Genomic DNA, 23,865 nt, shown 5'->3' on the forward strand with positions numbered 1-23,865 from the left:
GTGCGCGGTCCCTCGGACCTCCCATGATCGCGCATCCGGCGGGATCCGGGGACGCCGGGCCCGCTCCGCCCTCCCGGGGCCCCGCGGGGCTAGTCTGGCCGGGACCGTCCGTCCGTCCCGACCGCGAAGGATGCCCCATGACCTCTCCCCGGACCGCCCCCTCGACGAACGGCCCCGTGCGCTACGCGGTGGTCGGGCTCGGCCAGATCTCCCAGCAGGCGTTCCTGCCCGCCATGGCCCGGGCCGGCAGCTCCGTGCTGGCGGCGCTGGTCACCGGCACCCCGGACAAGGCCCGGGAGCTCGCGGCCGAGTACGGCGTGCCCGCGTACTCCTACGAGGACTATCCCGCGCTGCTGGCCTCCGGGGACGTGGACGCGGTCTACGTGGCCACGCCCGTGTTCCGGCACCGCGAGTTCGCCGAGCCGGCGCTCGAGGCGGGCCTCCACGTGCTGGTGGAGAAGCCGATGGAGACGTCCGTGGAGGACTGCCGGGCGATGATCGACGCCGCCGCGCGCGGCGGGGCCCGGCTGATGGTCGCGTACCGGCTGCACCACGAGCCCGGCACGCTCGAGCTGATCACCCGGGTCCGGGACGAGGGGCTGGTGGGCGACCCCCGGCTGTTCACCGCCGTCTTCACCCAGGACATCGACGAGGCCAACCACCGCGGGCACTCCGGGTACTGGGGCGGGCCCATCCCGGACATGGGCAGCTACCCCCTCAACGCGGTGCGCCACCTGTTCGCGGCCGAGCCCCTCGAGGTCCACGCGATGGGGGTGCGGACCCCGGGGCGCGGCTTCGACTTCGACGACACCGTGGCGGTGACGCTGCGCTTCCCCGGGCAGCGGGTGGCGCAGTTCACCATCAGCTACGCGGGCGAGGCCACCGAGCAGTTCACGGTGGTGGGCACCGGGGGCGTGGTCGCAGCGCAGCCGTGCTTCGGCTTCGGCCCCGAGGTGGGCATCAGCTGGACCGTGACCCGTGACGGGCGCAGCGAGACCCGTGCCCACGACCCGGTGGAGCAGTTCGCGGGCCAGACCGAGTACTTCTCGGACTGCATCCTCACCGGCACCGATCCCGAGGCCGGCGGGGAGGAGGGGCTGATGGACATCCGGGTGCACGAGGCGGTGCTCGCCTCCCTCGAGACGGGCCGGACCGTGCGCCTGGAGCCCGCGGACCGCGCGGTGCGCCCCGTCGCGGAGCAGGCCCGGGCCCTGCCGCCCGTGGCGGAGCCCGGCGACGACGAGCTGGTGGCCCAGGTCCCGCAGAACGGCTGAGCCCCGGCCGGCGGACCGGGCCCGGTGCTTGTCCCGCACCCCGCCCGGGAGTAGCTTGCGGGCATGACCAGCAGCAGCACGGACGTCGTCCGGCGGCTCTTCGCCGCCTACCTCGCGCAGGACGAGACGGCGGCCCGCGGGCTCGTCGGGGACGGGTTCCGGTTCACGTCCCCGCAGGACGACCACATCGACCGGGCCGCGTACTTCGAGCGGTGCTTCCCCACGGCGCAGCGGGTCTCCCGGCAGGACCTGCTCCAGGTGGTCGAGGCGGAACCAGGCCTGGTGCTCGTCCGGTACGAGTACGAGCTCCGGACCGGGGGGACCTTCCGGAACATGGAGGCGATCACCGTGCGCGACGGGCAGGTGGTGGACGCCCAGGTCTATTTCGGCGGGCCGCCGCGACCGTAGACTCCGAGGACCATCCGACGCCCAGGAGGCTCGCCATGAAGCACTACCTGCTCAGCATCGAACAGCCCGACGGCGGACCGGCGGCCCCGGAGGTCCTCGAGCCCGTGATGCGGGACGTCGCCGCGTTCAACGAGGAGCTCAGGGCGGCCGGGGCGTGGGTCTTCGCCGGGGGCCTGGACCGGGCGGAGGCGTCCGTCGTCGTGCGCTTCCACGGCGAGGACGTGGTGACCACGGACGGTCCGTACGAGCGCGAGGACGAGCACGCCGGGGGCATCTGCATCGTGGCCGCCCCGGACTACGACGCCGCCATCGAGTGGGGCCGCAAGCTGGCGCAGGCGACCACGCTCCCGGTGGAGGTGCGCGAGTTCCAGGGCGAGCCGGAGGAGCACCTGGCGTAGGGCCCGCCCCGGTCCCGGTGGCTCACCTGCCGATCTGCTCGGCCTGCGCCTCCCACGCGGCGTGGGCGTCCCGGGGCCGGGCCGGCCGGCGGGTCTCCCGCAGCGCCCGGAGCGCGGCGTTGCGCTCGCGCGCCAGGGAGTCCGCGGCGGCCCGGGCGGCCGCGTCCTCGCGGACCTGGGCGCGGACGGCGGTGATGGTGCCCATGATGGCCTCGACGCCCTGCGAACCGCCCGCCAGGTAGGCGGCCCGGACCTCCCGGTCCGGGTGGTACAGGTAGCGGTCGTCGACCTGGCCGCGGTGGGTGTCGAACTCCTCGTCAATCAGCTCCGAGAGCATGGCGGCCACCCGGTCCAGGCGGGCCTCGACCTCCCCGTGCAGGGGCGTCCTGGCGGCGGCGTCCCGGACGGACCACAGGGCCTGGCCGTGCCGCCGCAGCCGGGTCGCGTCCCAGTCCGCGTGCGGGACCTCGGCCAGCCGGACGGCGACGAAGCTCGCGTCCCCGTGCCGCTGCTGCGGCGGCAGGACGCCGAGCTGCCACCGGATCCACGCGGTGCGCATGTCCTCCGCGGCGGCCAGCCGGGCCTGCTCGGCGGTCCTGGCGATCGACTTCCCGCTGTTCTTCCGGGGGCTCTTGTCCGGGTTCCTCGCGGCGGCCCTTCCGTCCGTCCGCGCACCGGACCTGGCGCCGGTCCCGGAGCTGCTCCGCGGCGTGCCGTGCAGCCGCTCCCGCGCGCGCACCACCAGGGAGCGGACGAGCGTCCGCAGGAGCACGCCGAGCAGCCACAGGGCTGCTCCGGCCAGCAGGAGGAGAAGGATCGTGCCCAGGTTGACGAGGACGAACGAGACCACCGCCCCGGCAATCAGGAGCACGATCCCGGAGACCTCGTTGTTCTCGGTGTTCTGCACGGCGGATCCTCCCGAACCCCTCACACCACTGGACATCCACTCTAGCCGCCGGGGCAGGATCTGTGACCGGTCCCACAGGAAACTCCCGGCATCCCGGGGTGGTTGCGGGGGAGCCGGTGGCAGGGGCCGCCCCGATATCCTGGACCCATGCGATCCGCCGTGCTGTCCGTGTCCGCCGCCGTCCTGCTCCTCGTCTCCGGCTGCGCCGGCGAGGGCTCCGAGCAGGACGACCTGCTCCGGGCGCACGGGCTCGAGGGCGCGAGCACGCAGGAGGTTGTCGAGCAGCTCGACCGCACGCACGAGGACCGCGACGCCGGGCTCGCCGGCTCCGTGACCTACGACGAGGTGGTCCTCGACGACGGCACCGCCGAGACGATCCTGCCCATGCCGGAGGACCGCTTCTACCTGGCGGTCGCCCCGTATGCCACCACGACCCACGAGTGCTTCTTCCACAGCCTCTCCGGGTGCCAGGGCGAGCTCGTGGGTGAGGACTTCGACGTGCGGATCACCGACGGCTCCGGGTCCGTGCTCGTGGACGAGAGCGTGACCAGCTACGAGAACGGGTTCGTGGGCTTCTGGCTGCCCAAGGACATCACCGGCACGCTCGAGATCAGCTCGGAGCGGGGTCGGGCGGTCCAGGAGTTCGAGACCTCCCCGGACAGCCCGACCTGCCTCACCGCCCTCCAGCTGGCCTGAGCCCGGCGCGAAGGAAGGGTGACCGGATGAGCATCAGCATGGCCCTGACCGCCCAGGCGGTCCGGCTGCGGGCGCGCCTGCAGCCGTGGACCCCGGTGGAGCAGCTGCACGGGCGCCGGTACCCGGAGCCGGCCAGGATCCCCGCCGACCTGCGGCGCTCGCACGCCGTGGAACGCACCGAGGTGGCCGGGCGCCCGCTGCTGCGCCTGACCCCGCGCGCCGGGGCGGACGGGTCCCACCTGATCTACCTGCACGGCGGGGCGTTCGTGAACCCGCTGCTGCCGGCGCACTGGTGGATCGTCCGCGAGCTCGTGAAGGACACCGGGACCACGGTCACGGTCCCGCTGTACCGGCTGGCCCCGGAGGGCCACGTGGACGAGGGCTACGACTTCCTCGCCGCGGCCTGGGCGGACCTCGTGACCCGGCCCGCCGCGGACCGGATCGTGGTGGCGGGGGACTCGGCCGGCGGGTGCCTGGCGATCGGGCTGGCCATGCGCCTGCGGGACGCCGGGCAGCGGATGCCCGACCACGTGGTGGGCTTCTCCCCGGCGGTGGACGTCTCCGCCACGCACCCGGCCGTGCGGGAGATCGACCCGCACGACCCCATGCTGAGCACCGACCGGGTGGTGCCCATGGCCGCGGCCTGGGCGCGGGACCGCGAGCTCACCGACCCGCTGGTCAGCCCGCTCTACGGGGACGTGGCCGGGCTGCCGCCGGTGCACGTGGTCCAGGGCGGCAAGGACATCCTGGCCGCCGACGTCCTGGCCTTCGCGCGGGACCTGGCGCGGGCGGGCAACCCGGGGAAGCTGATCTACGAGCCCGGCGCCTTCCACGTCTACGTGGGCGCCTGGTGGACGCCGGAGGCCCGCCGGGCGGTCCGGCACGTGCGCTCCCTGCTCGAGGAGCCCGCCCCGGCGGCGGGAGGGGCCCAGGAATAGCCCGGCACCCCCGGCCGTTCCCTAATTGGTGATACATCAACCAAAAAGGGGAGTGGGCATGAAGGTCGTGGTCATCGGGGCGGGACAGGCCGGGCTGTCGGCGGCCCACCACCTGCGGCGCCGGGGACTGGTCCCCGAGGAGGACTTCGTGGTCCTCGACGCCAATCCCGGCCCCGGGGGAGCGTGGCGGCACCGCTGGCCCTCGCTCACCTTCGGCGGCGCCCACGGGATCCACGACCTGCCCGGGCTGCCCCTCGGGGTGCCGGACCCGGCCGAGCCGGCCTCCGCCGTCGTCGCCCGCTACTACGGCGAGTACGAGCGCCGCTTCGCGCTGCCGGTCCACCGTCCCGTCGCGGTGCGTCGCGTCGAGGCGGCGTCCGACGACGGGCCGCTCGAGGTGGTCACGGACACCGGCACCTGGCGGACGGAGCTGGTGATCAACGGCACCGGCACCTGGGACCGCCCCCACTGGCCGTACTACCCCGGGCGGGAGTCCTTCCGCGGGCGGCAGCTGCACACCCACGACTTCCGCTCCGCGGAGGAGTTCCGCGGCCGGCACGTGGTGGTCGTGGGCGGCGGCACCTCGGCCGTGCAGTTCCTGCTCCAGCTCGCCGCGGCGGGCGCCACGACCACGTGGGTCACCCGCCGGCCCCCGCGCTTCACGGACCGGGAGTTCGACCCGGACTGGGGGCGGGACGTCGAGCGCCGGGTCGACGAGCGGACCCGCGCGGGCCTGCCGACGGCCAGCGTGGTCTCGGCCACCGGGCTGCCCCTGACCGCGCAGTACCGGGCCGGGATCGAAGCCGGGATCCTCGTCTCGGCCGGGCCGCTGGGGGCGGTGACGCCCGAGGGCGTCCGGCTCGCCGACGGCCGGGAGGTGCGGGCGGACGCGATCCTGTGGGCCACCGGCTTCCGGCCCGCCCTGGACCACCTGGCACCCCTGGGGCTGCGCGAACCCGGCGGCGGCATCCGGATGGACGGGGTGCGCGTGCTCCGGGATCCGCGGGTGCTGCTGGTGGGCTACGGCGCCTCGGCCTCGACCCTCGGCGCCACCCGCGCTGGGCGGGCGGCCGCCCGTGAGGCCGTGCGGCTGCTGTCCGCGGCTCCGGCCGGGGCCGTAGGCTGAGGGCACCAGACGATCCTCCCGACGAAGGAGCACCCCGTGAGCGAGCACCCCACCTCCAGCCCCGACCCCATCGAGGACGCCGCCTCCAACGACGACGCCGACATGACCACCGAGATGACCCCGGTCCCGCACGAGCACGGGGACGCCAAGAACGAGGAGTCCGAGGAGCAGGACTGAGCCCGTCCAGCTGGGCTCAGGCGGCCGTTCCGAAGAGCGAGGCGCGGAGAGCGGACAGGGGCGGGGCGTGCTCGGCCAGCTCCTGGAGGTAGCCCAGGTCGTCCAGGTCGCCCAGGGCGGCCGTGAGCTCCGCGCAGGTGAGCTGGGCGTCCTCGGCGACGACCTCGAGGGCGGGGGCCTCAGCGGCCGTGACGTGCTCGGCCAGGGCGTCGAGGACGACGACGGCGTCGACGCTGACGTGCTCGTCGTGGATGGCCTCGACGAGCAGCCGCTCGGCGGCGTAGACGGGCGCGGCGAACATGTGGGGAACGGGAGACTGCATCGGTGACATCACTGCCGGAACACTACCCCCGGTCCATAAGAATCCGCTGAGACCGGACGGCGGGCCGGTCGCACCGGCCCTGGTCGCACGGCGCGGCGTGACGAGGTGGCTCGGCACCGGCCTCTGCGCGCACCCGCAGGATCAGCTGCTCAGCGGATCGACCACGGCTTCCAGCCGCGGTGCCCTGCGGGCGTCGAGCGCGGCCTCCACACCCCGAGCCACCGCGAGCAGGTCGGTCTCCTCGAAGCTGGACGTCATGATCTCCAGGCCCACGGGCAGACGGTCCTCGGTGAATCCGGCCGGCACAGTGGCCGCCGGGAAGTGCAGCTGCGAGGCGATCACCGTGTTGGTCGGGTAGGTGAGGCACGTCCACCGGCCCCCGAGCACGTCCTCGTGGGTGGGGGCCGCGAGCTGGACGTCGGGAAAGACCATGGCGTCCAGGCCCAGCTCCACGAACTGCGCCTGCACGGCGCGCACGAAGTCCTCGCGGGTCAGCACCCGGTCCAGATACTGGGGGTCGGTGCGCGGGTCCTCGGGGCCGTCGGTGATGCCCTCGAAGAGGTCCAGGTGCGGGTCGTAGGTGCCGTTCGCGCGGACCTCGTCCACACCGCCGATGCCCGTCTCCGGATGGGCGGCGAAGAAGGCGTTCATGTCCTGCCGGGAACGAGTGAAGTACAGCGAGGTGAAGCCCACGAAGTCCATCAGACCGGGGATCTCCACGTCGACCAGTTCCGCCCCGGCCCCGGCGAGCCGTGCCAGCGCGTCCTCGACCACGCGGACGACGGCCGCAGTCTCCGGGTCGGCCGGATCGCCGAACGCCCCGCGCAGGACGCCGAGGCGCCGGCCCTGCACCGATCCACCGGCGACCGCCTCGGTGAAGGATGCGCTCCGACGGCGCTGCCGGACCGCGACCGTGTAGGCGTCCGCCGGGTCGAAGCCCACCAGGACGTCGAGGACCTTCGCGGCGTCCTCCACCGTCCGGGTCATCGGCCCGGCCGTGTCCTGGGGGACCACCAGCGGGGACATGCCGTCCCGGCTGATCAGACCCGGTGTGACGCGCACGCCCACCAGGTTGCAGAAGGACGCCGGGAGGCGGATGGAACCTCCCGTGTCCTCGCCGATGCCGACCAGCGCCAGGTTCGCGGCGATCGCCGCGGCCGTTCCGCTGCTGGATCCCCCCGGGTCCCGGGAGAGGTCGTAGGGATTCTTCGTCACCCCGGACACGGACGAGGTCGAGAACCAGGAGGTCGCGAAGTCGGGCATCGTGGTCTTGCCCAGGATGACCGCCCCCGCCTCCCTCAGCCTGGCGACCGCCGTGGCATCCCGCTCCGGGACGTGCCCGGCCGTGGCCCGGCTGCCGTAGGTGGTCCGCAGTCCGGCGGTCGCGACCTGGTCCTTGACCAGGATCGGCACACCGTGCAGCGGTCCCGACAGCTCACCGCGGGCCGCGTACGCCAGGTCGAGGGCGTCGGCCTCGTCGAGGGCCGTCGTCGAGACAGTGATCACGGAGTTCAGTGCCGGTCCGTCCACGTCGAGAGCGGCGATCCGGTCGAGGTAGGCCTGCACCACCTCCCGGACCGTTGACTTGCCCTCCCGGTAGGCCGACTGGACGGTGTCGATGGTGGCTTCTTCGATGTTCCAGCTCAGGCTCACGGGAGATCCTCACGATCAGGGGGTCGCCCGGCGCACGGCCGCTGGACACGGTCCGGAACGCCGGATGCTGGGGCCACCGTACTGTGACCTGCCTCGCACGACAACGACCGGACGGCGTCCGCCGGACCGGGATCGTCATCGCGGGGTCGTCAGCGGGAGAGCGGCGCCCTCTCGTCGCGGCGCTCGCGGCGGGCCCGGCATCGCGCGCGGATCCTGTGGCCGAGCAGCAGGAGGAGCACAGCGACGACGACCGGCGCGACCACCCACGGCTGCTCCAGCCACGCCCAGACGACCGCCATGCCCACGGTGCCGTAGATGACGCCCCAGATGAGGGTGCCCACGAGCATCGCGGGGATCCAGCGGCGCAGGGGCATGTCCGTGACGGCCGTGGTGAGGATGACGGCGGTCTGCAGACCCACGGTGAGGAAGCAGGCCGGGACGGCCAGGACGCCCCAGCGGTGCACGAGCCGCTGGGCCCGCCGGTAGACGGCGGTGTCCATGAGCTCGCGGACGCGGTCGGAGCGCCGGCTCCCGCCGGTGGCGGCGGCGCGGCCCAGGGCGAAGATGGTGGTGGTCCGCACGACGGCCCCGGCCCAGAAGAACAGAATCGCGGCCCCGAGGGGGAGGGACTCCAGCCAGGCCTGCACCCGTCCAGTCTAGGGAGCGGGCCTGACAACCGCTGACGACAGGGTGTCACTCCGGGACGAGGTGTGCCCGCCCGGGCGCCGCGGATCCGGCCGGCAGAGGGTCTCCTCCGGCTCTGACGTGCCGCCCGGAGGTACTCTCGCCGTACGGCCGGCCCGCCCCGGGGGCCGGAGCCCCGACCGAGGAGGACGCATGAGCGTGGAGATCGACGAGCGCGGGACCGTGACCGCCAACGGGCGCCCCGTGGACTACGCGACGGCCTACGCCTGGTGCGTCGACTCGCCCGAGACGATCACCGAGCTCGTCCACGACACGAAGGCGTTCGCCACGGTGATCGCCGCCGCCGAGCACGCCGGTCCCGAGGAGCAGGCCGAGGCCGTCCGGCAGGCCTTCGCCGCCGGGACGCCCCGGGAGCCCGGCGCCTCCTGGACCGAGGCGGCGTCGGCGGAGACGATGACCGAGGAGCCGGCCGCCGAGGAGCCCACGACCGAGGGGCCGTTGACCCAGGAGCCGCCGCTTACCGGGGGGCCTGCCGCCGAGGAGTCGGTCACCGAGGAGCCGGCCGCGGGCTGAGGCTGCGGGATCAGCCCCGCACCAGGTTGACGGCCAGGGTGAGCATCACCACGCCGATCACCAGGTCCACCACCCGCCAGGTGCGCGGGCTGCTGAGCACCCCGGACAGCGCCCGGGCGCCGTAGCCCAGGGCGGAGAACCACACCACGCTGCCCACCACGGCGCCGCCGGCGAAGATCCACCGGGCGTCGGTTCCGTGCTGGTTGGCGAGGCTGCCCAGCAGCACCACGGTGTCGAGGTAGACGTGGGGGTTCAGGTAGGTCAGGGCCAGGGTGGTGGCGATGACCGATCTGCGGGAGCGCGGGGCCTCGGCGGTCAAGGAGGACGGCTTCAGGGCCGAGGCGAAGGACCGCACGGCCCACCACGTCAGGTAGGCGGCCCCGCCCCACCGCAGCACGTCCAGGGCCTCCGGGAACCGGGAGACCAGCGCCCCGATCCCGGCCGTGCCGCCGAGGATCAGCACCGCGTCGCTGACCGCGCACAGCGCCACCACCACGCCCACGTGCTCGCGGCGGATGCCCTGCCGCAGCACGAACGCGTTCTGCGCGCCGAGGGCGACGATCAGCGCCAGTCCGCTCATCAGCCCGGTACCCCAGATGCTCCACATGGCCTCGACGGTAGCCAGCTCCTGAGATACAGACAAACGAAAGAATTGATGGGTGCGTTAGTTTTGCTTCATGAACTTCGAGCATCTGCGCGCCCTGACCGCGATCGTCGACGAGGGCACCTTCGAGGCCGCCGCGGACGCCCTGGGGATCACCCCGTCGGCCGTCAGCCAGCGGATCAAGGCCCTGGAGGCCTCCGTGGGCCAGGTCGTGGTGCGCCGCGGCGCGCCCTGCACTCCCACCGAGGCCGGGGCCGTGCTGCTGCGCACCGCACGCCAGGTGCAGGTGCTCGAGGCGGAGGCCCTGCACTCCCTCGGCCACGGGATCTCCTCCCGGACGGTGACCCCGGTGGCCGTCAACGCCGACTCCCTGGCCACCTGGTTCGTGCCCGTCCTGCAGGAGGCCGCCGATTGGTCGGACACCACCCTGGACCTGCACGTGGAGGACCAGGACCACAGCAGCCGGCTCCTGCGCCAGGGGGACGTCATCGGCGCCGTCACCGGCGACCCCGCCCCCGTGAGCGGGTGCCGGCTCGAGCGGCTGGGCTTCATGCGCTACGTCCCGGTCGCCACCCCCGCCCTGCGCCGGCGGTTCACCACCGAGGCCGGCGTCGACTGGGCGGACATGCCGGTGCTCCGGTTCAACGCCAAGGACGACCTGCAGCTGCGCGCGCTGCGCGCCCGCGGCGTCGACCGGTCCCCGCCCACCCACACCGTCCCGTCCGCCGAGGGCTTCCTCGCCGCCGTCCGGGCCGGCCTGGGCTGGGGCATGCTCCCGGAGCTGCAGCTGGGCACGGACCTCGCCGACGGGTCCCTGGCCCTGCTCGAGGACCACGCGCACCACGACGTCGCCCTCTACTGGCAGAGCTGGGCGCTGGACTCCGAGCGGCTGCACCGCATCACCGAGTGCGTCCGCCGGGTCGCCCGGGAGCACCTGCGCGCTACGGACCAGGACGGGCCTGGGGCCGGCCCGCCGGCGTAGGGGCCACAGTCGGTCAGTGCGCTCGTGGTGCGGGTGAGGGGCCGGTGCTCGACCGCCTGTTGAACAGACGGTCTGCGGACTAGTGTGATGTGCGTCTCGTTGCAGCCTGCCCAGGAGTCCTGATGTCCTCTCGAGAACGTCCCGTGTCGCGTCGTACGGTGCTCGGCGGTCTCGCCGCTGCCGGTGCTGTTCCCCTGCTCGCGCCGGCCCCCGTGGCTGCGGCGGCGGCCGGCACGCCGTTGCGTTCCGATGCACGGACCAAGATCGTCCTCCTGGGCACCAGCGGCGGCCCGGGCTGGGGCGCCACCGAGCCGCCGCGCACGGGCATCGCCAGCGCGCTGGTCGTCGGTGACCGCTACTACCTCGTGGACACCGGCGAGGGCGTCGGATTCCGGCTCATGGACGCCGAGCTCGGGAACTGGCAGGCCAGGGCCGCGCTGAGCGATCTGCGCGCAATCTTCCTCACCCACCTGCACTCGGACCACATCAACGACCTGTCGAACATCCTCAGCCTGGGCGCCTACAACGGTCTGGTGGCCGCGGACCGACCTGTCCCGGTGTGGGGCCCCGGCAACCGCGGGATCCTGCCGCCGAAGACCGGCACCCATCCGATGCCGCCCATCACCGCCCCCGACAACCCCACCCCGGGCACCGCGGAGATGGTCGGGCTGCTCGTGCGTGCCTTCGCCACGGACTTCAACGATCGCGCCATCGACGGCGGCATGCCCGCTCCGCAGGACATGTTCGCCGGTCACGACATCCCGCTGCCGGAGCGTCTCCTCGACGACCCGAACGGCGATCCGCACCCGCGGATGAAGCCGGTGGTCTTCTACGAGGACGACCGGGTGAAGGTCTCCGCGACCCTGGTCCAGCATGCTCCGGTCTTCCCCTCCTTCGCCTTCCGCTTCGACACCGAGGACGGCAGCGTCGTCTTCTCCGGCGACACCGGACCCAGCGAGAACCTCGTCCGGATGGCACGGGGCGCGGATGTGCTGGTGCACGAGGTGATCGCCACCGAATGGGCGGCCCAGCGCTATCCGGAACCTCGCAGCCCCGAGGACGAGGCGGCTTTCCAGCACCTCATCAAGTCCCACACCCCTGTCGAAGAGGTGGGTGCCATCGCGGAGAAGACCGGCGTTCCGACGCTCGTGCTCAACCACTTCGTGCCGGGCAGCTGGCCGCTCGAGAAGTGGCAGGCGGCGCAGCAGGGGTACAGCGGTCGGCTGATCGTCGGGGCCGACCTGGACGAGATCGGTCTGTAGCCGCCTCTCACGCATTCCTGAAGGCGCTCCTGGTACTCCCGGACCGGTCTTTTCGTGCTGCGCCCCGGCCTCGACCTCCTCGGTCCCGCCGGGCCGTACGCCCGTTGCCTCGGGAACCTGCTCCGGGAGATCAGCGTTCCATGAGGGCGAAGACTCCCCAGCCGAGGTGCTCACGCGTGGAGCGCGCGTAGCGGGCGGGCTCCGTGGTGAGTTCTTCGCGCACCCCGGTGGCCAGATCGTCGTCCGGGTTCTGGTCGAGCCAGCGGCGCAGGTTGAGCCACTGGGCGGCGGCGTAGCGGTCCCAGCTGTCCTGGTCGGCCAGCATCATCTCCACGACGTCGTATCCGAGCTGCTGGAACTGCTCGATCAGTTCCGGGAGGAGCAGGAAGTCGGCGAGGCCGGTGGCGTGGCATGCCTGGGCGGTCTCCTCGTCCGGAGGGGTCCGCCGCCAGTAGGGCTCGCCGATCAGCATCAGTCCTCCGGGGCGGAGGCTGCGCTCGAGCAGCTCGGCGGTTCCGGCGACGCCGTTGCCGATCCACGTGGCGCCGATACAGGCGGCGAGGTCGACCGGCTGGTCCGCGACATGGCCGGCCGCGTCACCGTGGACGAACTCGACCCGGTCCGCGACGCCGAGTTCGACGGCGCGGGCCCGGGCCTGCTCGGTGAAGACCGTACTGATGTCCACCCCGGTGCCCGTGAAGCCCAGGTCACGCGCCCAGGTGCACAGCATCTCGCCCGAACCGCTGGCCAGGTCGAGCATCCGTGTCCCGGGGGCGAGGTGGAGCGCCTCGCCCAGGGCCGCGAGCTTGCCCGCGGTCAGCGGGTTGTGGATCCGGTGGGTGCTCTCGCGGATGGTGAAGATGCGGGGGAGGTCCATCACCAGATTCTTCTCCGTCCTGCCGTGCGATGGGAAGATCCGGGGGATCGCCGCGCCACCCGGTGCCAACTGATCCTGCCCCAACGCCCTTCCGCTTCACACATGGCCGGTTTCGGGACACTGACCCACGGGAGTTCTCGCGCCTGGTTTCTCAACTGCTCCGATCAGTTGTCCAGTAGCCGCTTGGTGTGAAGTGCGGCGATGACCGTCGCGGCGTCCTGCGGACTGGCCGGATCGTATCCGGTGAGCTTCGCGAAGCGGGCAAGCCGGTTCAGCACCGTGTTCCGGTGGCAATACAGCTCTCCAGCAACGTCGGACACCGACCCCGAACGGAGATACGCCTGGACCGTTTCGATCAGCCGCTCCTTTTCATGCGCCGAGATGGTGGTGAGGGGCCCGAGTACCGAGTTCGCCAGAACCGTTCCGTACTCTCCCAGCCGGGTGGCCGCCACATGTCCCCATGTGTGCCCCACGGTCCGCTGGCCTGGTGTCTCGGGCGTGATTGCCGGCAGCGACTCCAACGCGATCCGGAGCATGAGAGGCACCTCGGCCAAGGACTGCGCGCGGGGTGCCACGAAACAGTCGAGTGGGGCGAGCCAGGGGCGCCCCTCTGCTGGCTCCTGTCCGGGCCGGGCCGGAGTGTCCTCGAGAATGAGAATCAGCGCGCCGTCGCGCTCGTGCAGAAATTGGTCGGCGCCGGCGCGATGAACCCCGGTCCTGAAGGATTTCTGCGCGTGTTCAGCCGCGACGGCGACGACGAAGCTGCTCTCCGGATTCACGCCCAGCGCACGGGCGGCCTGGCCCAGCAACTGCGAGTCCTTGCCATCCGAGTTCAGAAGCCGTGACAGGAGGAATGCGCGCTGCGCTTCCTTCTCCTGGGCCATGGTGGCCAGCTCATCGAGATAGCCCGCGTGCACTCGGATGGTGTGGAACTCCACTGCTTCCCACACCCGGACCGCGTCCTCGGTGAATTTCGGCAGGGACGCAACGGGGACCTTCTTCAGCATCGCGGTCCACAGGATGCGGAAGTCCATGCGCACCGCGCGCAGCAGGGACTCGAGCGGAATTCCCTGTTGTGCGCGGCGGTGGCCCAGAGCCTCAGACATCCCTGCCAGCCGGTCGGGTATCGGGAGATCCCCCACTAGCCGCAGCAGCAACTCCATCGAGGCCACCGCGGTCTCCTGCAGGTCCTGGGCTACTACGGCGGAGCTCGAGTAACCCTCGATCTGCTCGACTTCCAGCAGGAAGTCCTGCGCGATCTGGTCGATGTCGGCCAGGCAGCCGGCCACTACATCCGCCACGACCGACCGGGAGTCCGGCCCCTCGGCAGGGTCTCCCGCGTACACCGCTTCCTCATTGGGCATTTGCCCATTCTAGGGCCATAGTGCGCTGTCTTCATCCATTGTCTGGAGTCGTGATCCGGGCCACGATGGGAAGGGATACGCCTATCTGGTCATCAAACTGTGGAAGAGATCCCTGGAGGATCATGCTGGATCTAAAACTTGTCAATGCCCGTATCTTCACGATGATCGACGGGGCTCCCGTGGCGCACGCCCTGGGCGTGCTGCACGGACGAATCATCGGTCTTGATGAGGACGTCCTCCAGCTCCCCGCACGGCGCACATTCGATTGCGAGGGCGCCGTCGTGGTCCCCGGTTTTGGCGATTCACACAATCACATGGCCTGGTTCGGACAATCTCTCGCCGAGCTGGACCTGTCCGGCTGCCGGACGTTGGACGAGCTGTACGACGCTGTCACCGGATTCGCGTCCGGCCTCGCTGAAGACGCGTGGGTGGTGGGGTCTGGCTATGACGACACGGTCATGGGTGGACATCCGCACCGGAGCGATCTCGACCGGTGCTCGAATGGCCGTCCGGTCTGGCTCAAGCATCGGTCGGGACACATGTGCACCGTCAACACCGAGGCGCTCGAACGCACGGGCGTGCTGGACGGTTCGGCGCCCACCCCCGAAGGCGGCACCGTGGTCCGAGATTCCGAAGGGCCAACGGGTCTGCTCGAGGAACAGGCCCAGAAGCTGGTCACCGCGCTGATGGTGCCCTACCCGGTGGCGGACCTGGTCGAGGCGATCGGAGCGGCCAGCTCGGTCTATGCCTCGGAGGGTTTGACGCATGTGGTGGAGGCGGGCATCGGTGCGGGGTGGATCGGACGCAGCGCCGTGGAACTTGCCGCCTACGTGGAAGCCCGGCGCCAGGGTCTGCTGAGAACTCGGGTCCAGCTGATGGCCTCCAGTGATGCCCTGCACCCGCTGCATTGCCATGCCGCGGACCGGAGGACCTTCGGCTTGGACCTCGGTATCGCATCAGGATTCGGTGACGATCGTGTCCGGCTCGGCGCCATGAAGATCTTCATCGACGGTTCCCTGATCGGTCGCACGGCTGCCGTGACGGAGCCGTTCTGCGACCACGACCACGGCACCGGCAGTTTTCAGCTCTCCATCGAGGAACTGACCCAACGAATCGTGGACGCGCACTGCTCGGGCTGGAACATCGCAGCACACGCGATCGGGGACTCCGCCGTCGATGTCGCCCTGGACGCCTTCGCGGCTGCCCAACAGGAGCTGCCAAGATCTGAGGCACGACACCGCATCGAGCACGCCGGCATGGTGCGGCCGGACCAGCTGCACCGGTTCGCCTCCTTGGGGGTCACCCCGGTTCCGCAACCGCACTTCCTGTACGAGGTGGGTGACACGATGGCCGACGCTGTCGGCGCGGAGCGGGAACCGTGGGTGTACCGTCACCGGTCCTTCCTCGATCTCGGGGTGCGAGTACCTGGCAGCTCGGACCGGCCGGTGGCAGCCGGGGCGCCGTTGCTGGGCATGCAGTCCATGGTGCTGCGCCGCACCTCCTGTGGAGCAACGATGAGTCCCCAGGAACGCGTTGACGCCGAAACGGCCCTGCGTGCCTATACGGTCGACGCGGCGTGGGCCGCAGGAGAAGAAGACCAGCGGGGAACCCTGGAACGCGGAAAGCTCGCCGATCTGGTCTTCCTCTCGGCGCATCCGGCAGAAGTGCCACCCGAAGACATCAGCCGAATCACTGTGCTGGCCACCTTGCTCGACGGCGTCTGCATTTTTGGGCAGGACTATGTCGATGAACTGCAGACGACTGACCACACCGCCCAAACCCCGTCCCACATCGAAGGATCGAGAGACTGAACATGGAATCACATGAGACAACGCCGGAAGTGGACACGGCGGTGCCCGTTGTCAGCGGAGCCGATGCCGGGAAGATCGCCCGCGCGGCCTTCGTCGGCACGGCTCTTGAGTGGTACGACTATTTCCTTTTCGGCACTGCTGCCGCCATCGTGTTCAACCGACTGTTCTTCACAACACTCGATCCGACGGCCGCGACGCTGGCAGCGTTCGCCACGTTCGGTGTCGGCTTCGCTGCCCGACCGCTCGGCGCCGTCCTGTTCGGGTACATCGGTGACCGAGTAGGCCGTCGACCAGCGCTGCTGATTACCATCGTGTCGATCGGCGTGGCTACCGGACTGATCGGCCTGTTGCCCGACTTCGGCAGCATCGGCCTCGCCGCACCCATCATGCTGGCAGTCCTGCGTCTGGTGCAGGGTCTTGCGGTGGGCGGTGAATGGGGCGGTGCCATGACCATCGCGGTGGAGCACGCCCCGCTCGAGAAGCGCGGTCGGTATGCGGCGCTGGTGCAGGTCGGTTCGCCGGTCGGCACCCTGATGTCCTCCGGCGCCTTCGCCCTGGTGCTGCTCCTGCCCTCTGACGCTTTTGATTCGTGGGGTTGGCGCCTGCCGTTCCTGGCGGCCTTCCCGCTGCTGCTCATCGCGCTGTACATCCGGTTGCAGGTCGAGGAATCACCGATCTTCCGTGAACTGGTCAAGCTGGAGGAGCGCGCCAAGATCCCGGCAGTCGACGTTTTCCGCCAAGCCTGGGGCCGGTTGATCGTTGCCATCATGGCCGCCTTTCTGGGCGTCGGTGGCTTTTACATCATGACCACCTTCGTCATCAGCTACGGTACTGAAACGCTCGGCATGGACCGTGGACTCATGGTCAACGCCACCCTGATCGCCGCTGTCGTCCAGATCGGCGTCATCGTGCTCGTGGGCCGTGTCAGCGAACGGATGGGGCCCGGGCGCATGACCGTGTTCGGCGGCATCGCCACCGCGGTGGCCGCGTTCCCGCTTTTCTGGCTGATCGACTCCCGCAGTCCGGCGGCCATCATCCTGGCGGTAACTGTCGGTATCGCCCTGCTCTCCTTGGCCTACGCGGTCACGGGCGGTCTGTTGACCGAACTGTTCCCACCGCATCTGCGGTACAGCGGTGTCGCGCTCGGCTACAACCTGGCCGGTGCGCTGAGCGGATTCCTGCCTCTGATCGCCGTGGCCCTGCTGGGATTCTCCGGAGGTGCCTCCTGGGCCCCAGCCCTGCTGCTGATTGCCGTGTCCCTGATCACTGCTGCCGGTGGATTCTTCGGCGAACGTCTTCGCGTCAAGGACAAGTCGATCGTTCGATAAGGAGGAACCATGCTGGATCCCGATACAGCGCGCCGGATCACCGACGCGGTAGACGCTGCTTTCGACCGGCAGCTCCAGTTCACAGCGGAGCTGGTTCGCCACCCCTCGTTGAGGGCCGCTGAGGCCAGCGCCCAGGACCTCATGGCCGCCCAGTTCCGGGAACGCGGCCTCGCCGTGGATCGGTGGACGCTCGACGGCGAAGCCCTGAGTGCGCATGTGGGATACGGCCCCACCACTGTTGCCTTCGAGGACCTCACCAACGTTGTGGGCACCTACACCGCCTCGGAGCAGCGGGGACGTTCACTCATCCTCAATGGGCACATCGATGTCGTCCCCACCGGACCTGAGGAGACCTGGGAGCACCACCCCTGGGATGCCGTGGTCGAGGACGGGTGGATGTACGGGCGAGGGGTTGGCGACATGAAGGCCGGCCTGGCCGCGAATCTCTTCGCCTTCGACGCTGTCCTGGCTGCCGGATTCACGCCGGCGGCGACCATCCACCTCCAGTCGGTCGTGGAGGAGGAGTGCACTGGCAACGGATCACTGGCCGCGCTGCAGCGCGGCTACACCGCAGATGCCGTCGTCATCCCCGAACCTGAGGAGAACATGCTGGTGCGGGCGAACGTCGGAGTGATCTGGTTCCGGGTCCGTGTGTCCGGCAAACCCACCCACGTGCGGGAGATGGCCTCGGGGTTCAACGCCATCGACGCGGCCTACACGGTCATGGGCGCACTGCGGGAATTGGAGACGAAGTGGAACTCCGACCGAGGCAACCACCGGTACTTCGAAGACGTTGATCGTCCGATCAACCTCAACATCGGCATGATCTCCGGCGGCGACTGGCCCTCGAGCGTGCCCTCCTGGTGCGAGTTCGACGTGCGCGTGGCACTTTATCCCGGCATCTCAGCCGCTGACGCATGGGAAGAGATCCAGGAGTGCCTCCGGACCACGGATTCCGGGGCTGCAGTATCCGCGGAGCGGACGGGGTTCTTCTCCGAGGGCTATGTCCTGGAAGAGGGCTCGGACGCCGAGGCGGTTCTGGCGGCTGCGCATGAGAAAACCTTCGGGTCGGCGCTGCAGAGCTTCACCACCCCGGGATACCTGGACGGCCGGGTCTTCGCCTTGTACGCCGGGATACCGGCGCTGGTCTACGGGCCAGTGTCCGAGTCGATCCACGGTTTCGATGAGCGCGTGCACCTCGAGTCCGTGCGCAAGGTGACGAAGACTATCGCTCTGTTCATCGCCGACTGGTGCGGCGTGACCGAGCCGACGTAGCAACGCCGGAAACGCGGAAGGCGCCCTGCCGTTGGCCGGGCGCCTTCCGCGTTGTCGCGACTATCGGGGGTCGAGTTCCCCGAGGCAGAGGTTTCGGACAACGTCGGTGAGCACGTGCAGCCCGGTGACGGCGTCCCGGTCGGTGGTGTACTCGTGCTCGTTGTGCGAGATGCCCTCCACCGACGGAACGAACAGCATCACTGTGGGAACGATGTCCTTCAGATTGGTGGAGTCGTGTCCGGCCAACGTCTTGACCCGCGTGTACGTGAGGCCTCGGTTGGCGGCGGTCTTCTCTGCCAGCTCCACACCTTCGGACTGGTAGGGAGTGACCGGCCAGCAGTGGGACCCCGTCCTGCTGATCCCGACCCGGGCCGCGTGCTCGATCCGTTCGATGCGCTCATGCAACAGCTGATCTGCCTCGGCGAGGAGCTGCTCGTCGGCGGACCTCAGGTCCAGGAGCAGAGTGACCAGCGAGGGCACGACCACGGGCGAGTTGGGATAGACGTCGAGCTGGCCGACCGAAGTGTGAACGGCTCCGTCAGGGAAGTGATCCGCGATCTCCCGGGCGGCGACGACGAGCATCGACGCGCCGAGCAGCGCATCGCGCCGGTCAGCGATGACTGTCGACCCCGTGTGCGACTGCTCACCGCGGACCTCGAACTCGTACTTGTTGGCCGCCCAGTTGGAGTCGACGACTCCGATGGCGATGCCGTCGCGTTCCAGGCTGCGGCCCTGCTCGATGTGGATCTCCGCGGCGTAGACGGTGGTCGGTCCGTCGCCCTGCCCCAGAGCATTGGTGGCCTCCAACGACTCTCGGACGGTGATGCCCGCCGGATCTGTGGTGGCCAGAACGTCCTCGGGCCGCATCTTTCCGGTGTAGACGGAGCTGCCCATCATCGACGGCTTGAAGCGAGCGCCTTCCTCGTTGAACCAGTTCACGACCGCCAGGTTGTAGCGGGGAGCCGTCCCATCGGCCCGCCACTCCGCTGCGAGGCGGAATGCAGCGTGGGCGGCGGCGAGGACGCCGTACGCGCCGTCATATCGTCCAGCTGTCGGTTGGGAATCGAGGTGGGAGCCCACCAGCACATAAGGCGCACCAGAGTGCAGTTCCAGCATGCCGAACTGGTTCCCGACCTGGTCGAACTGGACGTCGAAGCCCTTGTCCTGCAGTGTCCGAGTCAGCCAGGCACGCTGCTCGCCGTCTGCGGGGGACCCGGCCTGCCGGTCCACTCCGCCGCCGGGTGTAGCACCGAAGGTGCACAGGGTGGCGAAGTCCTCCAGGAAGGCGGCGTCGGGTCCGGTGAACTGGGTGGGATCGGGTTCGGGCACGGCACCGTTGAGCATGACTGTCCGTCCTTGCGCTGGATTGATGGTTTCCACAATCGTCGCAGGACAGCGGGGTGCAGGCACTAGTTCCCAACAACCAGTTCAGCCGGTGTCATTGTGCACTTGTACAGTGAGCCCCGACGACCACGAAGGCGGTGGGGAAGGCCACGAGAGCGGACCGTCAGTCGTGGCTGAGCCAGCAGGTGTCAGGCCCTGTGGGCCTCGTCGCCACCTCGTCCCGGCCGCGAATGTGCTCCGGGATGCCCTGGTGCCGCGGCGTCCACCGTCACTCGCAGGCCAGGCCCTCGGCCCCGCCACGGTCCAGCTCCGGGCGGTAGCCGGGCTGGTCCGAGCGCAGGGGCGCCGCACCCGCGGCGCGGACCGCGGCGCAGTCGGCGTAGTAGACCTCCTCCGCCGGTGACGGGCTCGCGGCGGTGTTCCCGGCCGGTGGGACGTCGGTGGGCACGTCCTGGTCCGGGCATCCGGCCAGCACGTCCGCCATGGCGTCCCGCTCGGGATTCGTCACGAACAGCTCGTAGCGGGTCTTGACCGCGATCTGGGTGGCCACGTACTCGCACCGGAAGGACTCGTTCGGCGGCAGCCACCCGGCGGCGTCGGAGGCGGACTTCTCCCCGTTGGTCGGCCCGTCCACGGCCCGCAGGTTGAGCGGATCGTTGGCGAGGGCCGTGCGCTCCTCCTGGGTGAGCCGGTCGGCCCCGGAGATCCACGCGTTCTTCAGCGCCACCACGTGGTCGATCTGCACGTCGGCGGAGGTCAGTGGTCCGCGGACGAACTCGATCGTCCGCCCGGTGTAGGGGTCCTCGAGGGTCCCGGAGAGGACCCTGCACCCGTCGTCGTGGAGGACGTCACCGGTGAGGTCCCGGGCCAGGACGTCGTTGCGGGCGTCGCAGCCGTTGCCGTCGGGATCGGCCCAGTCCCCGAACTGGGCGAGCCGGTCGTAGTCCTCCCCGCCGCCGGCGTTCTCGACCGGCAGGGCCGCGAGCGCCCGGGCGGCGGGGGAGGTGGCCTCCACGGCCTGCGGCGTGCAGCCGGTCAGGACGCCCAGGGCGACCGCGAGCGGGACGAGCACCGTCCGCCGGGGACGGGTCTGTGGTGGCTCGAACCTGCGCACGGTGTTCCCTCCGCTCCGGCCGGTGGTGTCGGGACCCCTATTCTCGCAGGTCAGCCGTTCGGGGTAGATTGCGGCACCGGAGGAAAGCAGACATGAGACGGTGCTTCGCCGCGGCCCGCGTGCTGATGGGCCTGGCCCTGGTCGTGGCCGTGGCAGGGCGGCTGCAGGCGTACCTGCGGTTCTGGATCGAGCGCGGGGACCGGGCCATCGCGGTCGACGTCGCCAACTTCTTCAGCTACTTCACCATCCAGACGTCGCTGTTCCACGCCGTGGTGTTCGGGTTCGGCGCGTGGTCGCTGCTCGCACGGCGGGGCGCCGACCCGCCGTGGTTCGGGGCCCTGCGCGCCGCGGCCACGACGTACACCGTCACCACCGGGGTGGTCTACAACGCGCTGCTGCGCGCTCTGCCGCAGGAGGCGGCCCTGGAGCAGCCGTGGGCCAACGAGGTGCTGCACACGATCGTCCCGGTCTACGCGCTGCTGGACTGGCTGCTCGCTCCGGGCCGGAGCCCGGTCCGGTGGCGGGCGGTCGCCGGGATCGTGGTCTATCCGGTGCTGTGGGCCGGCTACACGCTGGTGCGGGCGCCGTTCGTGCTGGACGAGGGCACCGGCAACCCGTGGTGGTACCCCTATCCGTTCCTGGACCCGCACGGGTCCGCCGGCGGCTACGGGTCCGTGGCGGTCTGGATCGCGGTGCTCGCGGTGGCGATCACGGCGACGGCCTCGGTCCTCGTCGGGTTCTCCCGGCTCCGCACCAGGGCTCCCGCCGACGACGACGGGGCCGAGCGCCGCCGGTGACGGGCCCGGCCGGGCAGGGGCCGCCCGGGCGCTGTCCGGGTCAGAGCCGCGGCACGCACGGCCCGGCGCCCAGCTTCGCCAGGCCGGCCCGGTCCCCGGCCGAGAGCACCGTGGCCCCGCCCGCCGGGTGCATCATCTGGGTGGGGTCGTCGACGTGGGCGAGCCCCACCACGTGCGCCAGCTCGTGGATGATGGTCGCGCGGACGTGGGCCGCCCCGTCCGGGTGCTCCAGCACCGGCGCCAGACCGGGGGCGTCGAGGGCGACCTGACCGGTGACGTAGGCGAACGGCCCTCCGGGCGCCTGCCGGGCCGTGCTGCCGCCGAGGCCCACCACGTTGCCGGCCAGCCCCGGCACCTCGGCCTCGTCGGACCACGCGATGAGCACGGGCGCCCACTGCCGGCCGTACCGGTCCGGCTGATAGGGCGCGCGCTGCTCGGCGGGCGCCTCCGTCGTCGTCCCCACGGGGACGAACCGCAGACCGGTGGCCGCGGAGATCTCGGCGACCGCCTCCTCGACGAGCTGCCGGCCGCCCGGCGGGGCGCCGTCCGGGCGCACGACGTAGTGCACCGGACGGCACGGGTCGTAGGCGACCATCGGCTGGGCGGGGTCCGGGGAGTCCATGAAGCGGTGGCCGCCGACGTCCTCGACCGCCGGGGGCGCCCCCAGCGGCGCCGGTGCGGCCCCGACCCCGGGCGGGGGCGCCGACGCGTTCGGCAGGTAGGGGCGGATGACCGGCAGCGCGTAGTCCTGGAAGAGCCCGGGCGTGAACCAGAGCATCAGCAGCACCACGACGCCCACGGCCGGGGTCCCCCGCCACGCCGGGCTGCGCCTGCGCGGCGCCCTCGCCCAGCGGCGGGCGGATGCCCTGGCCGCCCGGGCGGCGCGCCGGTCCCGGCGCCGGCGCGCGCCCGGGCCCAGCAAGGCCTCGCGCTGCTGCTCCAGCGCCTCCTCGAGCACCCACTGCGGCGTCCGTCCGCTCGGGGACCGCGGGAGGCGCGCGGCGGCGGCGTGCTCGTCGCGGGTCCGGGGCGACGCTCCCCGCTGCGGCGTGGCGCCACCGGGCTGGTGCATGGTTCCTGGCTTCTGTGCTGGATCGGGCCGTCACGCGGCCCACACTGAAGTGTACGAAAGCAAACACGGCGGGGGATCCCGCACCGGCCCGTGACGGGCAATCGCCTGTCCACACTCCTGCCTACACTGGCCCGACGCAGCCCCGACCCGAAGGAGCACCGCAGTGGAGACCACCCCGCACCAGAACGTCACCTTCCCCTCGGCCGGGGGCCGGGCCCACGGCTACCTGGCGCTGCCGGACGCCGGCCGCGGTCCCGGCGTGCTCGTGATCCAGGAGTGGTGGGGGCTCACCGACCACATCCGGGACGTCGCGGACCGGCTCGCCGCCGAGGGCTTCGTGGCCCTGGCCCCCGACCTCTACGGCGGGTCCATCACCCACGAGGGCGAGGAGGCCGCCGAGATGATGTCCCGGCTGCCCGAGGAGGAGGGTGTGCGGCTGCTCGCCGGCTCCGTCGACTTCCTGCTCGGCCACGAGGCGGTCACCAGCTCCACGGCGGGGGCGATCGGCTTCTGCATGGGCGGCGGGTTCGTCCTGGCCCTCGCCGCCGACCAGGGCGAGCGGATCGGCGCCGCGGTGCCGTTCTACGGCGTCGGCCAGGGCGTGCCGGACGCCTGCCACGGGGTGCGCGCGGCGGTGCAGGGCCACTACGGCCGGGAGGACTCGTCCTACCCGGTCGAGAAGGCCCAGGCGCTCGAGGAGCAGCTCCGCCGCGAGTCCTCCGCACCCGTGGTCGAGTTCCACTACTACGACGCCCCGCACGCCTTCCACAACGACCGGAACCGGGAGAACCACCGTCCCGACGCCGCGGCCGCGGCCTGGGAGCGCGCGGTCGCCTTCCTGCGGGAGCACGTCCGGTAGCCGACGACGACGGCGGTCCCGCTGGGCACCACCGCTCGGACCCGGGCCGACGCCCAGGC

The 23,865-nt window shown here is 71.2% G+C and carries 25 protein-coding genes; 15 read left to right on the forward strand and 10 right to left on the reverse strand.

Annotation, left to right across the window (positions count from 1 at the left end; all coding sequences use genetic code 11):
• Positions 1–137 precede the first annotated feature (137 nt).
• From CK505_RS02435 to CK505_RS02445, 3 genes are all read left to right on the forward strand, one after another.
• Complete coding sequence (locus CK505_RS02435; protein ID WP_095650090.1) at positions 138–1,274, forward strand: Gfo/Idh/MocA family protein; 1,137 nt, start codon at positions 138–140, stop codon at positions 1,272–1,274.
• A gap of 63 nt (positions 1,275–1,337) precedes the next feature.
• The gene (locus tag CK505_RS02440; protein ID WP_035924464.1) at positions 1,338–1,682 is read left to right on the forward strand and encodes a nuclear transport factor 2 family protein; all 345 of its coding nucleotides are present in this window, start codon (positions 1,338–1,340) and stop codon (positions 1,680–1,682) included.
• Between the two features lie 35 nt (positions 1,683–1,717).
• Entirely contained in the window at positions 1,718–2,080 is a 363-nt protein-coding gene (locus CK505_RS02445; RefSeq protein ID WP_035924466.1) for a YciI family protein, read from the forward strand.
• A gap of 22 nt (positions 2,081–2,102) precedes the next feature.
• Here CK505_RS02445 and CK505_RS02450 read toward each other — a convergent pair whose 3' ends face one another.
• Complete coding sequence (locus CK505_RS02450; protein WP_095650091.1) at positions 2,103–2,987, reverse strand: hypothetical protein; 885 nt, start codon at positions 2,985–2,987, stop codon at positions 2,103–2,105.
• A gap of 147 nt (positions 2,988–3,134) precedes the next feature.
• Here CK505_RS02450 and CK505_RS02455 point away from each other — a divergent pair, with 147 nt between their 5' ends.
• From CK505_RS02455 to CK505_RS18370, 4 genes are read left to right on the forward strand one after another with little or no spacing between them, the layout of a single operon-like run.
• Entirely contained in the window at positions 3,135–3,683 is a 549-nt protein-coding gene (locus CK505_RS02455) for a CueP family metal-binding protein (protein WP_095650092.1), read from the forward strand.
• A gap of 26 nt (positions 3,684–3,709) precedes the next feature.
• On the forward strand, positions 3,710–4,621 hold the full coding sequence (locus tag CK505_RS02460; RefSeq protein ID WP_095650093.1) for an alpha/beta hydrolase: 912 nt from the start codon (positions 3,710–3,712) through the stop codon (positions 4,619–4,621).
• 58 nt (positions 4,622–4,679) lie between these two features.
• Positions 4,680–5,747: an FAD-dependent oxidoreductase gene (locus CK505_RS02465; protein ID WP_095650094.1), complete on the forward strand. Its 1,068-nt coding sequence runs from the start codon at positions 4,680–4,682 to the stop codon at positions 5,745–5,747.
• Positions 5,748–5,783: 36 nt separating this feature from the next.
• Complete coding sequence (locus CK505_RS18370) at positions 5,784–5,924, forward strand: hypothetical protein (RefSeq protein WP_176475265.1); 141 nt, start codon at positions 5,784–5,786, stop codon at positions 5,922–5,924.
• A gap of 16 nt (positions 5,925–5,940) precedes the next feature.
• Here CK505_RS18370 and CK505_RS02470 read toward each other — a convergent pair whose 3' ends face one another.
• From CK505_RS02470 to CK505_RS02480, 3 genes are all read right to left on the reverse strand, one after another.
• The gene (locus tag CK505_RS02470) at positions 5,941–6,246 is read right to left on the reverse strand and encodes a hypothetical protein (RefSeq protein WP_017834986.1); all 306 of its coding nucleotides are present in this window, start codon (positions 6,244–6,246) and stop codon (positions 5,941–5,943) included.
• A gap of 141 nt (positions 6,247–6,387) precedes the next feature.
• A complete protein-coding gene (locus tag CK505_RS02475) occupies positions 6,388–7,899 on the reverse strand; it encodes an amidase (protein ID WP_095650096.1) in 1,512 nt (503 codons plus the stop codon).
• Positions 7,900–8,048: 149 nt separating this feature from the next.
• On the reverse strand, positions 8,049–8,546 hold the full coding sequence (locus CK505_RS02480; RefSeq protein WP_095650097.1) for a DedA family protein: 498 nt from the start codon (positions 8,544–8,546) through the stop codon (positions 8,049–8,051).
• Between the two features lie 190 nt (positions 8,547–8,736).
• Here CK505_RS02480 and CK505_RS02485 point away from each other — a divergent pair, with 190 nt between their 5' ends.
• On the forward strand, positions 8,737–9,117 hold the full coding sequence (locus CK505_RS02485) for a hypothetical protein (protein ID WP_095650098.1): 381 nt from the start codon (positions 8,737–8,739) through the stop codon (positions 9,115–9,117).
• 10 nt (positions 9,118–9,127) lie between these two features.
• Here CK505_RS02485 and CK505_RS02490 read toward each other — a convergent pair whose 3' ends face one another.
• Positions 9,128–9,724: a LysE/ArgO family amino acid transporter gene (locus CK505_RS02490; protein WP_176475266.1), complete on the reverse strand. Its 597-nt coding sequence runs from the start codon at positions 9,722–9,724 to the stop codon at positions 9,128–9,130.
• A gap of 70 nt (positions 9,725–9,794) precedes the next feature.
• Here CK505_RS02490 and CK505_RS02495 point away from each other — a divergent pair, with 70 nt between their 5' ends.
• Positions 9,795–10,703 (forward strand): LysR family transcriptional regulator ArgP, encoded by a 909-nt coding sequence (locus CK505_RS02495; protein ID WP_095650099.1) that lies wholly within the window; start codon positions 9,795–9,797, stop codon positions 10,701–10,703.
• A 143-nt stretch (positions 10,704–10,846) separates the two neighbouring features.
• The gene (locus CK505_RS02500) at positions 10,847–11,965 is read left to right on the forward strand and encodes an MBL fold metallo-hydrolase (RefSeq protein ID WP_255250864.1); all 1,119 of its coding nucleotides are present in this window, start codon (positions 10,847–10,849) and stop codon (positions 11,963–11,965) included.
• A gap of 130 nt (positions 11,966–12,095) precedes the next feature.
• Here CK505_RS02500 and CK505_RS02505 read toward each other — a convergent pair whose 3' ends face one another.
• Together CK505_RS02505 and CK505_RS02510 are read right to left on the reverse strand one after the other, a co-directional pair.
• The gene (locus tag CK505_RS02505) at positions 12,096–12,842 is read right to left on the reverse strand and encodes a cyclopropane-fatty-acyl-phospholipid synthase family protein (protein ID WP_095650101.1); all 747 of its coding nucleotides are present in this window, start codon (positions 12,840–12,842) and stop codon (positions 12,096–12,098) included.
• Positions 12,843–13,006: 164 nt separating this feature from the next.
• Positions 13,007–14,206 carry a CdaR family transcriptional regulator gene (locus CK505_RS02510; protein WP_081994233.1) on the reverse strand — a complete coding sequence of 400 codons (1,200 nt, stop codon included), beginning with the start codon at positions 14,204–14,206 and terminating at the stop codon, positions 13,007–13,009.
• 122 nt (positions 14,207–14,328) lie between these two features.
• Here CK505_RS02510 and CK505_RS02515 point away from each other — a divergent pair, with 122 nt between their 5' ends.
• Genes CK505_RS02515 through CK505_RS02525 form a run of 3 tightly spaced genes read left to right on the forward strand, consistent with a single transcriptional unit; the run spans position 14,329 to position 18,620 of the window.
• Positions 14,329–16,017: an amidohydrolase gene (locus tag CK505_RS02515; RefSeq protein WP_035924506.1), complete on the forward strand. Its 1,689-nt coding sequence runs from the start codon at positions 14,329–14,331 to the stop codon at positions 16,015–16,017.
• Between the two features lie 2 nt (positions 16,018–16,019).
• Complete coding sequence (locus CK505_RS02520) at positions 16,020–17,345, forward strand: MFS transporter (RefSeq protein ID WP_035924508.1); 1,326 nt, start codon at positions 16,020–16,022, stop codon at positions 17,343–17,345.
• Between the two features lie 9 nt (positions 17,346–17,354).
• Complete coding sequence (locus CK505_RS02525) at positions 17,355–18,620, forward strand: ArgE/DapE family deacylase (RefSeq protein WP_095650102.1); 1,266 nt, start codon at positions 17,355–17,357, stop codon at positions 18,618–18,620.
• Between the two features lie 60 nt (positions 18,621–18,680).
• Here the strand turns inward: CK505_RS02525 and CK505_RS02530 are convergent, their stop codons facing one another.
• Positions 18,681–19,964: a M20 family metallo-hydrolase gene (locus CK505_RS02530; protein WP_095650103.1), complete on the reverse strand. Its 1,284-nt coding sequence runs from the start codon at positions 19,962–19,964 to the stop codon at positions 18,681–18,683.
• Positions 19,965–20,232: 268 nt separating this feature from the next.
• Positions 20,233–21,078, reverse strand: a complete 846-nt coding sequence (locus CK505_RS02535) for a DUF1524 domain-containing protein (RefSeq protein WP_255250865.1) — start codon at positions 21,076–21,078, stop codon at positions 20,233–20,235.
• A gap of 92 nt (positions 21,079–21,170) precedes the next feature.
• Here CK505_RS02535 and CK505_RS02540 point away from each other — a divergent pair, with 92 nt between their 5' ends.
• On the forward strand, positions 21,171–21,875 hold the full coding sequence (locus CK505_RS02540; protein WP_095650105.1) for a Pr6Pr family membrane protein: 705 nt from the start codon (positions 21,171–21,173) through the stop codon (positions 21,873–21,875).
• A gap of 40 nt (positions 21,876–21,915) precedes the next feature.
• On the opposite strand, the gene CK505_RS02545 is transcribed toward CK505_RS02540, so the two are convergent.
• The gene (locus CK505_RS02545) at positions 21,916–22,947 is read right to left on the reverse strand and encodes a peptidase (RefSeq protein ID WP_255250866.1); all 1,032 of its coding nucleotides are present in this window, start codon (positions 22,945–22,947) and stop codon (positions 21,916–21,918) included.
• Between the two features lie 163 nt (positions 22,948–23,110).
• Between CK505_RS02545 and CK505_RS02550 the strand changes: the two genes are divergently transcribed.
• Positions 23,111–23,806 (forward strand): dienelactone hydrolase family protein, encoded by a 696-nt coding sequence (locus CK505_RS02550; RefSeq protein WP_095650106.1) that lies wholly within the window; start codon positions 23,111–23,113, stop codon positions 23,804–23,806.
• The last annotated feature ends 59 nt before the right edge of the window (positions 23,807–23,865 follow it).

The organism is Kocuria sp. WN036 (assembly GCF_002287015.1).
In the GTDB taxonomy this organism is placed as follows: Bacteria; Actinomycetota; Actinomycetes; order Actinomycetales; family Micrococcaceae; genus Kocuria; species Kocuria rosea.